The organism is Pseudoroseomonas cervicalis ATCC 49957, from assembly GCF_000164635.1.
Taxonomy (GTDB): Bacteria; Pseudomonadota; Alphaproteobacteria; order Acetobacterales; family Acetobacteraceae; genus Pseudoroseomonas; species Pseudoroseomonas cervicalis.
The window spans coordinates 32,366-43,208 of the sequence record NZ_GG770779.1 but is presented as its reverse complement, the minus strand read 5'-3'; the positions used below and the strand labels follow the sequence as shown (position 1 = coordinate 43,208).

Here is a 10,843-nt window from a genome sequence, read left to right as displayed (position 1 = left end):
CAGGGCGAGCCCCGCCGCCATGCCCGGCCCGAGGGCGGTGGCCCCTGGCGCCGGCAGGCGGGGGGCGTTGTCGATCGCCTCGGCCAGCGCCGCGGCGCTGTCGGCGCCGTCCAGCCGCATCCAGGGCACGGCCACCTCCTGGGCCGAGGACCAGAACAGCACCGCCACCGCCACCGCCCCGCGCGGCCCGGCGCTGCAGGCGGCGGCGATGTCCTCCTGCCGGAAGGCGTTGGCCAGCCCCCCCACCATCAGGCCGAACTCGTCGTAATCGACGCTGGCCGAGACATCGACGGCCAGGCAGAGCGCCAGGTCGACAGGCTGCATGGGGCTTCTTCTCCCGATGGGTGGCGGGGGGCGCGGCCCGTTGAACCGGTCGGCCCGCGCCCTCATCTCCCTGGCATGAAGCAGGGCGCCCGCACAGGGTTGCCAGGATGGATCACGGGATTTGGGAATGGATGGGACGGCCGGCGCGGCGATGCAAGGCGGGGCGCCGGGGCCCTCGGACGAGGGCGCGACAATCTCCCGCATCGTGGCCGAGGTGGCGGCGGCCCTGCCGGGCGAGCGCATCAGCCTGGGCGAGATCGCCGAGGCCTTTGGCGAGCGTGCCTTCGGCCTGCTGATCCTGCTGCTCTGCCTGCCCAGCCTGCTGCCCGGCATGGCCAGCGTCTTCGGCATCCCGATGGTGGTGCTGGGGGCGCAGATGGGCCTGGGGCTGCGGGTGCCGCGCCTGCCGGGCTTCGTCGCCCGGCAGACGGTCAAGCGCACCGATCTGTTGCGGCTGGCCTCGGCCTCCTCGCGCGGGCTGAAGCCGATCGAGAAGCTGGTGCGGCCGCGCCAGGGCTGGTTCATCACCCCGCCGGCCGAGCGGCTGGTCGGCTGGGCCACCGTCTATGCGGCGGTGATGCTGATCCTGCCCGGCCCCGGCACCAACGGCCCGCCGGCCTTCGGCACCATCGTCATGGCGCTCGGCATCGTCGAGCAGGACAGCCGCGTCACCGGCATCGGGCTGGGCCTGACGCTGGCGGGCTGCCTGTTCGCCACCGGCGTGCTGATCGCCCTGTGCTGGGTCGGCATCAAGGCGATGGGCTGGATCTTCTGACCCCGCCGGGGCGGGCTACCGCGCCCCCCCGGGCACCCACAGGATGTCGCCGCCCTGGTTCAGCACGCGCGACAGCACGAAGGCGTGGTCCGACAGCCGGTTGAGATAGCGCACCGCCACCGGGTTCACCGCCTCCGCCGCCGCCAGCGCCACCACCACGCGCTCCGCCCGCCGCGCCAGGGTGCGCACCAGATGCGCATGCGCCGCCGCCGGCGTGCCGCCCGGCAGGATGAAGGAGCGCAGCGGCGGCAGGCCTTCGTTCATCGCCGCCAGCTCCGCCTCCAGCCGCGCGCACTGGCTGTCGGCCACGCGCAGCCGCGGGCGCTCGCCCGGCGCCTCGCTGCCATCGCCCGGCACGCAGAGATCGGCGCCGAGGTCGAACAGGTCGTTCTGGATGCGCGCCAGCATGGCATCCGCCTCGGCCTCGGCGGCGCAATGCAGGCGCAGCAGGCCGATGGCGGCGTTCAGCTCGTCCACCACGCCGATCGCCTCGATGCGCAGCGAATCCTTGGCCACCCGGGTGCCGTCGCCGAGCGAGGTCTGCCCGCCATCGCCGCCGCGCGTGGTGATCACATCCAGCCTGACCATGCCTGTCCTTCTCCGTGGCCCAGCCGGGCAGATGGGGCGCGAGGCCCGGCTGCAAAGGGCGTCAGAGCACCAGAACGCCCTGGTGCTTGGCCTTCGCCTCCGGCTCCACATGGATGGTGATGACGGCGCTGCCCAGCGCCTGCTTCAGCGCCGCCTCGATCCGGTCGCAGATCTCATGCGCCTCGGCCACCTTCATCTCGCCGGGCACCACCAGGTGGAACTCGACGAAGGTGGTGTGGCCGGCATGGCGGGTGCGCAGATCATGCGCCTCGATGGCGCCCTCGGCCTGCTGCGACACCAGGCTGCGGATGCGCGCCAGCAGCTCGGGCTCCACCGCCTCGTCCATCAGCCCGCCGACGCTCTCGCGCAGCAGCCGCCAGCCGGAGAACAGGATGTTGATGGCCGTCAGCCCGGCCAGCAGCGGGTCGAGCCAGAGGATGCCGGTCAGCGCCACGGCGCCGACACCCGCCACCACGCCGACCGAGGTCACCACATCCGCCAGCAGGTGCCGCGCATCGGCCAGCAGGGCGGGGGAGCGCAGCTGGCGCCCGGCGCGGAACAGCCACCAGGACCAGGCGCCGTTGATGCCGGTGGCGATGGCCGAGATGGCCAGGCCCTGCGCCGGCAGCTCCGGCGCCGTGGGGTGCTGCCAGGCATCCCAGGATTCGTTGAGGATCAGCAGCGCCGCCACGACGATCAGCACGCCCTCCAGCACCGCCGAGAAATACTCGGCCTTGGCGTGGCCATAGGGGTGGTTGGCGTCCGGCGGTGCGGCGGAGACGCGGATGGCGACCAGCGCGGCGCTGGCCGCCGCGACATTGACGATCGACTCCAGCGCATCGGCCATCAGCGCCACGCTGCCGGTGATCCACCAGGCCAGGGCCTTCAGCCCCAGCACCGCCACCGCCACGCCAACCGTCGCCGCCGCGAGCCTCGTCGCACGGTTCATCCGCCAAGATCCTGCTCTGTCCGCCCGGCTTTCTAGGCCACCCCCCCTCCCCATTCCATTTTTCTTTCGGCTGCCTTTCTTTCGGCTGCCGGTCAGGGCCGAAACGGGAGGGGCCGCACGGGGAGGGTGGGCTTCGGCCCAGGGTTGCGCCAAGGTCGCGCCACTGTGGCGGGGCCGGGTTGCCGGGGTGTTGCCGGCGGCGCCATCGGCGCCGCCGGATGCGCCTCAGACCGAGAAATACTTGGCGCGCGGATGGTGCAGCACGATGGCGCTGGTCGACTGCTCCGGGTGCAGCTGCCACTCGTCGCTGATCGACACGCCGATGCGCTCCGCCTGCAGCAGCCGCAGCAGCGGCTCCTGGTCCTCCAGCCGCGGGCAGGCCGGATAACCGAAGGAATAGCGGCCGCCGCGATAGCCCTGCGCCAGCATCTTCTCCATGTCGCGGTCATCCTCGCCGGCATAGCCCAGCTCGGCGCGGATGCGCTTGTGGATGTATTCCGCCATCGCCTCGGCCATCTCCACCGACAGCCCGTGCAGGTAGAGGTAATCCTGGTAGCGGTTGCCCTCGAACCACTCCCGCGCCACGTCGCTGGCCTTCTGGCCGACGGTGACGACCTGCAGGCCGATCACGTCGCGCCCCTCCGGCCCGTCCTCGATGTCGCGCAGGAAGTCGGCGATGCACTCGCCATCCTCCTTGGGCTGGCGCGGCAGGGTGAAGCGCGCGGCCTCGGTGACGCCATCCTCCTCGAACAGGATGACGTCATTGCCCTGGCCGGCGCATTTCCAGTAGCCGTAGATCGCCTGCGGCCGCAGGATCTTTTCCTGTTCCGCCAGGGCGAGCATGCGCTTCAGCACCGGGCGCAGCTCCTGCTTCGCCCAGCCGATGAAATCCTCCAGGCTCCGCCCCTGCTTCCGGAAGCCCCACTGGAACTGGTAGAGGCTGCGCTCGTTGATGAAGGGGATGATCGCCTTCGGCGCCGCCTCCATCACCCGCGCGCCCCAGAAGGGCGGCACCGGCACCGCCTCGCCTTGCGTCACGCGGCGGCGGCGCGCCTGGGCGTAGTTGACATCGACGGGCGCGAAGCCGCGCGGATCGGCGGTGCCAAGGGTGCGGGTGGTGTTCTTCGACTTGCCGGCGCGCTTCGACTGCAGCGCGGCGATATAGCCGTCGAAATCATTGCCCATCACCCGATCCATCAGGTGCAGCCCATCGAAGGCATCGCGCGCATAGGCGACGCGGCCGCTGGCATAGGCGCGGACGCAATCCTCCTCGACGAAGTTGCGCGTCAGCGCCGCGCCGCCCAGCAGCACCGGCACCTCGACGCCGAGGCGCGACATCTCTTCCAGGTTCTCCTTCATCACCACGGTGGATTTGACGAGGAGGCCGGACATGCCGATGGCGTTGGCCCGGTGCTCGCGCACCGCTGCCACCATCTCGGTCAGCGGCACCTTGATGCCGAGATTGACGACCTTGTAGCCATTGTTGGTCAGGATGATGTCGACCAGGTTCTTGCCGATGTCGTGCACATCGCCCTTCACCGTGGCCAGCACGATGGTGCCCTTCTCCTGCCCCTCGATCTTCTCCATGAAGGGCTCGAGATAGGCGACGGCGGCCTTCATCGTCTCGGCCGATTGCAGCACGAAGGGCAGCTGCATCTTGCCGGCGCCGAACAGCTCGCCCACCACCTTCATGCCGTCCAGCAGGATGCCGTTGATGATGTCGAGCGGCTTGATGCCCTTGGCCAGCGCATCCGCCAGCTCATCATCCAGCCCCTTGCGGTCGCCATCGACGATGCGGTCCTTCAGCCGCCCCTCGACGGTCTCCGCCTTCACCTTCTTGGCGGCATCCGCGGCCTTCCGCCCGGCGAAGATCTCCAGCAGCTTCTGCAGCGGGTCGTAGCCCTCGCTGCGGCGGTCGAAGATCAGGTCTTCCGCGACCTTCACCTCCTCCGGCGGGATCGAGTGCAGCGGCTTGATCTTGCTGACATGCACGATGGCGCCGGTCATGCCGGCCTTCACCGCATGGTCGAGGAACACGCTGTTCAGCACATGCCGCGCGGCGGGATTCAAGCCGAAAGAAATATTCGACAGGCCGAGGATGATCTGGATGTCCGGGAATCTCTCCCGGATCATGCGGATGCCCTCCAGCGTCCACAGCCCCAGCTTGCGGTCATCCTCATTGCCGGTGGCGATGGTGAAGGTCAGCGGGTCGATCAGCAGATCGCTCTGCGGCAACCCGTGCTTGTTGCAGGCGAAATCCACCAGCCGCTCGGCGATGCGGAGCTTGTCCTCCGCCGTCTTCGCCATGCCGACCTCGTCGATGGTCAGCGCGATCACCGCGGCGCCGAACTTCTTGGCGAGCTTCATGCGGTCCGTCGCATGCCCCTCGCCATCCTCGAAATTGATCGAGTTGATGATCGGCTTGCCGCCATGCAGCTTCAGCGCCGCCTCGATCACCGGCGTCTCGGTGGAATCGATCACCAGCGGCGCGTTGACGCTGCCGGTGAAGCGGCGCACCACCTCGTTCATCTCCGCCATCTCGTCGCGGCCGACAAAGGCGGTGCAGATGTCGAGGCTGTTCGACCCCTCCCCCACCTGCTCCCGCCCCATGGCGACGCAACCATCCCAGTCATGCGCCGCCTGCCGCTCGCGCCAGGCCTTGGAGCCATTGGCGTTGCAGCGCTCGCCGATGGAGAAATAGGCATTCTCCTGCCGCAGCGTCGTCGCGCCATACAGGCTGGCCACCGCCGGCACCCAGTGCACGCGCCGCGCCACCGGCGCCGGGCGGAACCGGCTGCCACCCACCTTGCGCAGCATCGCGTCCAGCGCCTGGATATGCGGCGTCGAGGTGCCGCAGCAGCCGCCGATCAGGTTGACGCCATCCTCGGTGACAAAACGCTCCATCCAGCTCGCCATCTCGGCGGCGCCCAGCGGGTAATGCGTCTTGCCATCCACCAGCTCCGGCAGCCCGGCATTGGGCTGCACCGAGACCAGGCCGGGCCAGTTCTGCGCCAGGTAGCGCACATGCTCCGCCATCTCCTGCGGGCCGGTCGCGCAGTTCAGCCCGATCAGCGGCACGTCCAGCGCCTGCACCACCGTGGTGGCGGCGGCGATGTCGGCGCCCACCAGCAGCGTGCCGGTGGTCTCCACCGTCACCTGCACAAAGATCGGAATTTCTTTCTGTGCCTCGCGCAGCGCGATCTTGGCGGCATTCACCGCCGCCTTGATGAACAGCGTGTCCTGGTTGGTCTCGGTCAGCAGCGCATCGGCGCCGCCGGCGATCAGCCCGCGGCACTGTTCCGTCAATGCGGCTTCGAGGGTGTCATAGTCGATATGGCCGAGGCTCGGCAGCTTCGTCCCCGGCCCGATATCGCCGATCACCCAGCGGTCGCGGCCATCGGCAAAACTCTCCGCCGCCTCGCGCGCCAGCTCGACCGAGAGCTTGTTGATCTCGAAGGCCTTGGCGCCCAGCTCGAACTCCTCGAGCGTGATGGGCGAGCCGCCGAAGCTGTTGGTCAGCACCATGTCCGACCCGGCCTCGTAATAGCCGCGATGGATCTCGCGCACGAGTTCGGGGCGGGAGAGGTTCAGCACCTCGGTGCAGTTCTCCTTGCCCCAGTAATCCTTCTCCACATCGAGGGTCAGCGCCTGGACGCGGCTGCCCATCCCCCCATCGCAGAGCAGGACGCGGTCGCGCAGGGCTTCCAGCAGGGTCGGACGGGCCATGGGGCAGGGCCTCTTCGGATCAGAAGGTCAGAACGGGTTCGGCGGCGGCGACCGGCACGGCCAGGCGACGCGCCGGCCACAGCCGCACCGGCAGGGGGCCGGCAATCTCCACCGACGGCAGCGGCGCGCAGCCGGCGGCGCCAAGCCAGCCGGCCATCGCCGCATCGTCGAAGCCGGGCCAGCGATGCGCCGGCCCGGCCAGCAGATCCTGCCGCGCATGGCTTGCCAGATCGATGACGACCAGCAGCCCCTCGGGGCTCAGGATGCGCGCCGCCTCGGCCAGCGCCGCCGCCGGATCCTCGGCGTAATGCAGCACCATCTGCAGCGTGGCGGCGTCGAACCCGCCATCCGGCAGCGGCAGCCGGTACATGTCGGCCAGCCGCACGCTGGCATGCGGCAGGCCGCGCTCGCCCAGCCGGGCACGGGCCAGCGCCAGCATCTCGCGGCTGGCATCCAGCCCCAGCACGGCGCCGGCGCGCGGCGCCAGCAGCTCCAGCAGCCGCCCCGTGCCGGTGCCGATATCGGCGACCCGGCCCAGCCGCTCCGGCAGCAGGTCCAGCAGCGCCGCCTCGATCGCGGCGGCCGGCAAATCCAGCGCCCGCATCTCGTCCCAATCCGCCCCGTCGCGCCGGAACGCCTCCGACGCCGCGCGCGCCCGCTCGGCCGCGATGCGCGCGGCGGCGCGGCGATCGGCGGCGATGGTGGTGTCGTCCTCCGGCAGCCGGGCCAGCATCTGCCGCACCAGATCGGCCTGCGGCGGCAGCTGGAAATACACATTGGCGCCTTCCGGCAGCCGCTCCAGCAGCCCGGCCTCCACCAGCAGCTTCAGGTGCCGCGACAGGCGCGGCTGGCTCTGGCCGAGAATGGCGCAGAGTTCGGACACGCAGAACGCCCCGCGGGCGCAAAGCGCCAGCAGGCGGAGGCGGGTCGGTTCGGCGGCGGCGCGCAGCTGCGCCAGCAAGGGCTCCATGGGCTTGCGGATGACATAAAGACTTCTTTATGTCTAGCGCTATGCGCTGGTCCCTCGACGCCCGAACCCCGCTCCGCCTGGCCGACCCGGCCAGCATCCCCGCCGGCGCCGTGCTGCTGGCCGAGGACGGCGCCCCCCTGCCCGACCGCCCGGCCCTGGTGGAGCGCTTCGCGGCGCCCCCGGCCGCCGCCCACCCCATAGGCTGCGCCTGCTGCCAGCCGCGCAACCCCGCCGCCATCGCCCTCGACCGCCTCTTCCTCGCCCGCACCCGCGGGCAGGCCCCCTGGTTCACCGAGATCTGGGTCGTGCTGCGCACCGGGGACGGGGCCAGCGCCATCGCGGCGGCACTGGAGACCGACAGCGTGACCCAGGCCAGGTTCAGGAAAGCCTAAAAAGCAAAAAGATCCGGGGGAATGAATTCCCCCGGACCCCCTTCTTTTTCTGTCAGGCTGCCGCCGCCTCCCGGCCAGGCGGGGCGCTTCAGGCCGGGGCCGACAGCACCTTCAGACCATTGGCGATGGTGTCGGACAGCACCGCGGCACTGCTGCGCAACGCCACGCGCTCCGCCTCGTCCAGCAGCGGATGGATCGGCGCCGAGGCGCCCTCCTCCCCCAGCACATGCGGCAGCGAGATGCAGGTCTCCCTCACCCCCAGGAACTCCGGCAGATAGGTGGAGACCGGGAACACCACCCGCTCATCCATCAGGATCGCCCGCGCCAGCCGGGCGATGCAGCCACCGATGCCGAAATTCGACACCCCCTTGCCCGCCTTGATCCGGTAGGCCGAGGTGCGGACATCCTCATGGATCTGCGCCCGCATCGCGGCATCGATCGGCTTGCCGCGCTGCGCGGCGAAATCCAGGATCGGCACCCCGCCCACCTGCGCGCTGGACCAGTGCAGCACCTCGGAATCGCCATGCTCGCCCAGCACATAGGCGTGCACGGACGCCGCCGCGACCTCCAGATGATGCGCCAGCCGGTCGCGGAACCGGATCGAATCCAGCGTGCAGCCGGTGCCGATCGCCCGCCCCGGCTTCACCCCGTAATGCCGCACCGCGACCGCCGGCATCACATCCACCGGATTGGTGGCAAACAGGAAAATCGTGTCGGGCGCGACCTTCAGCACCTGCTCGATGATCTGGCCGACGATGCGGATATTCTGGTGCAGCAGTTCCAGCCGCGTCTGGCCCGGCTTCAGGCTGGCGCCGGCGGTGACCACCACGAGGTCGGCCCCGGCCAGCTCGGCATAGCTGCCCTCCCGCACCCGGGCCGAGGTGCCGAAGGCCGCGGCATGGCCGATATCCGCCGCCTCCCCCGCCGCCCGCGCCAGGTCGAGATCGACCAGCACGATGTCGCTCACCCCCGGCGTCGCCGAGAGCAGATAGGTCGCCGCCGCGCCCACCTGCCCGGCCCCGATCACACCCACCAGCGCACCCATATCACAGCACTCCCATCATCGGCCACAGCGTGGCGGAGAGCAGCAGGATCAGCGCATAGCCCGCCACCGTCACCACCAGCCCGACCTTGGCGAATTGCGACAGCTTGAACGCCCCCGTGCCGTAGCACAGCATGTTCTGCGGCGCGTTGGTCGGCAGGATGAAGCCGAAGGAGACGACGAAGCTCTGGATCAGCACGATGCCGAACGCCGTCTCCTTCGACACCGGCAGGGTCTGGCTGAAGGCGATCATGATCGGGATCAGCGTGCTGGCCAGCCCCGTCGCCGAGGCGAAGCCCAGATGCAGCACGATGCTGAACAGCGACAGCGCGCCGATCACCGCCACCACCGGCAGCGCCTCCATGCCCAGCTGCCCCAGCGTCACCTGCGCCAGCCAGCCGGCCGCGCCGGTGCGCGACAGCAGCGTGCCGAGCGAGATCGAGGCGGCGAACAGCACCACCGTGCCCCAGGGCACCAGCTTCTCCGCCTGCGCCCAGTGCATCACGCCGATCTTGGGCATCAGCAGCAGCGCGATGCCGAGCTGCGTGGTGGTGGTGGTGTCGAAGGGGTGCAGCACGCCCTCGGTCGACCACAGCAGCAGCAGCATCACCGCCACCGCGATCAGCCGCTTCTCCGGCGCCGTCACCGGGCCGAGCTGCGCCAGCTGCTCGCGCAGCTTGGCCTGCGCCTCCTCCTTGGCCGGCACCTCCGGCCGCAGCAGCCAGAGCGAGACCAGGAACAGCACCACGCTCATGCCGATGGTGAAGGGCAAGGCGGTGACGAACCAGCCGCCCCAGGTCACGCTGTGGCCGAAGGCGCCCTGCATGAAGTTCAGGCTGATCAGGTTCTGCGCGGCACCCGTCTTCACCGCGATGTTGAAGATCGAGCAGGCCTGGGCGGTGACGATCATCAGCGTGGCGCCGAGGCTGCTGCTGACCGGCAGGCCGAGCGCCGCGGTGATGCCCACCATGATCGGGATCACCGCGCCGACGCGCGCCGTGGCCGAGGGGATGAACAGCGCGAGCACGAAGCCCACGATCATCGCCCCCACCGTCAGCCGCGCCGGCGAGATGCCGACCTTGCTCATCACCAGCAGCGCCACGCGCTTGTCGAGCCCGGTGTGCTTCAGCGCCACCGCCAGGAACAGCGCGGCCGCCACCAGCAGCACGGCGGTCGAGGAGAAGCCGGTCAGCATGACGCCGAGCGCATCGGCCGAGGACATCGGCTTGCCCGTCGGCGTCAGCGAGGTGCCCATCAGCCCGACAACCGCCATGCCGGTTAGGATGACGGCGCTGGTGGCGGGCGAGACGCATTCGCTGATCCACAGCGTGATGACCAGCGCCAGCAGCGCCAGCGCCACCTGGCCGGAGGCGGTCAGCCCCGCCGGGGTGGGTAGCATCAGCACCAGCCCGTAGAGGGCGAGCGCCAGCAGCAGGAAGGCGAATTTCCGGTTGGAACTGGGTTCCGGCGTCGACGCGATCGGGGGGGCCGGAGGGGAGGCGGTAGTCATGATCGATCCTTCACGGTCGTCGGCCGCCGGCGCCCGCGCGAGGCGCGCGCCGAGTCGGCCCGCGGTGGACCATGGCAGGATGGACGCTGCGTCACATTGACGGGGATCAAACGCCATCAAGAAAACGCGCAGTCTGGCCCCTACGCGCGGAGCGCGGGGCGAAGAGGGCCGCGCGGAGCGCGGAGAGAAGCCCGGAGATGCGAACCGCGCCGGAGGGGGCCGGCGCGGTCGCTGGGGGAGGAGGTGAGGAGGATCGGGGTTCGCGGCGGGGCGGGGCGGCGCGGAAGGGGGGCCCGGCGCCAGGGGGAGTGGGGGAGGAGGACCCCGCCCCGCCGCAGCTTCGGCGCCTAGCGCGACACGGCGTTCATCTTGTCGAGCAGCGCATTGGCGGCGTTGACGCAGGCCTGCATCGGCTCGCTCTCGGCGCAGCGGACGGAGATGCTGACATCACCCCGCTCCAGCCGGAAGGAGGCGGCGCGCGAGGGCGGCGGCGGTGGCGGCGGCATCATGCCGTGATGGCGCATCCACATCGGCCCGCGCGGGCCGGGGCGGTCGGCCTCCGCCCCC

The 10,843-nt window shown here is 70.5% G+C and carries 10 protein-coding genes; 2 read left to right on the top strand and 8 right to left on the bottom strand.

Going from position 1 to position 10,843, the window contains the following annotated elements; all coding sequences use genetic code 11:
- Nucleotides 1-324, bottom strand: a 324-nt coding sequence (locus tag HMPREF0731_RS11465; RefSeq protein WP_007004290.1) for a VWA domain-containing protein, incomplete at its 3' end; no start/stop codon positions are given.
- A gap of 127 nt (nt 325-451) precedes the next feature.
- Between HMPREF0731_RS11465 and HMPREF0731_RS11460 the strand changes: the two genes are divergently transcribed.
- A complete protein-coding gene (locus HMPREF0731_RS11460; RefSeq protein ID WP_007004289.1) occupies nt 452-1,099 on the top strand; it encodes an exopolysaccharide biosynthesis protein in 648 nt (215 codons plus the stop codon).
- A 15-nt stretch (nt 1,100-1,114) separates the two neighbouring features.
- On the opposite strand, the gene HMPREF0731_RS11455 is transcribed toward HMPREF0731_RS11460, so the two are convergent.
- From HMPREF0731_RS11455 to HMPREF0731_RS11440, 4 genes are all read right to left on the bottom strand, one after another.
- Nucleotides 1,115-1,687: a cob(I)yrinic acid a,c-diamide adenosyltransferase gene (locus HMPREF0731_RS11455; protein WP_007004288.1), complete on the bottom strand. Its 573-nt coding sequence runs from the start codon at nt 1,685-1,687 to the stop codon at nt 1,115-1,117.
- 61 nt (nt 1,688-1,748) lie between these two features.
- Entirely contained in the window at nt 1,749-2,636 is an 888-nt protein-coding gene (locus HMPREF0731_RS11450; protein WP_007004287.1) for a cation diffusion facilitator family transporter, read from the bottom strand.
- Between the two features lie 225 nt (nt 2,637-2,861).
- Nucleotides 2,862-6,362: a methionine synthase gene (gene metH / locus HMPREF0731_RS11445; RefSeq protein ID WP_007004286.1), complete on the bottom strand. Its 3,501-nt coding sequence runs from the start codon at nt 6,360-6,362 to the stop codon at nt 2,862-2,864.
- A gap of 19 nt (nt 6,363-6,381) precedes the next feature.
- Entirely contained in the window at nt 6,382-7,332 is a 951-nt protein-coding gene (locus HMPREF0731_RS11440; protein ID WP_007004285.1) for an ArsR/SmtB family transcription factor, read from the bottom strand.
- Nucleotides 7,333-7,361: 29 nt separating this feature from the next.
- On the opposite strand from HMPREF0731_RS11440, the gene HMPREF0731_RS11435 reads away from it, so the two are divergent.
- On the top strand, nt 7,362-7,724 hold the full coding sequence (locus tag HMPREF0731_RS11435; protein ID WP_157136076.1) for a hypothetical protein: 363 nt from the start codon (nt 7,362-7,364) through the stop codon (nt 7,722-7,724).
- An 88-nt stretch (nt 7,725-7,812) separates the two neighbouring features.
- On the opposite strand, the gene HMPREF0731_RS11430 is transcribed toward HMPREF0731_RS11435, so the two are convergent.
- From HMPREF0731_RS11430 to HMPREF0731_RS11420, 3 genes are all read right to left on the bottom strand, one after another.
- Nucleotides 7,813-8,757, bottom strand: a complete 945-nt coding sequence (locus tag HMPREF0731_RS11430) for an L-lactate dehydrogenase (protein WP_245538320.1) — start codon at nt 8,755-8,757, stop codon at nt 7,813-7,815.
- A 13-nt stretch (nt 8,758-8,770) separates the two neighbouring features.
- The gene (locus tag HMPREF0731_RS11425; protein ID WP_007004282.1) at nt 8,771-10,276 is read right to left on the bottom strand and encodes a DASS family sodium-coupled anion symporter; all 1,506 of its coding nucleotides are present in this window, start codon (nt 10,274-10,276) and stop codon (nt 8,771-8,773) included.
- Between the two features lie 347 nt (nt 10,277-10,623).
- On the bottom strand, nt 10,624-10,843 hold a 220-nt coding region (locus tag HMPREF0731_RS11420; protein WP_007004281.1), incomplete at its 5' end, for a hypothetical protein.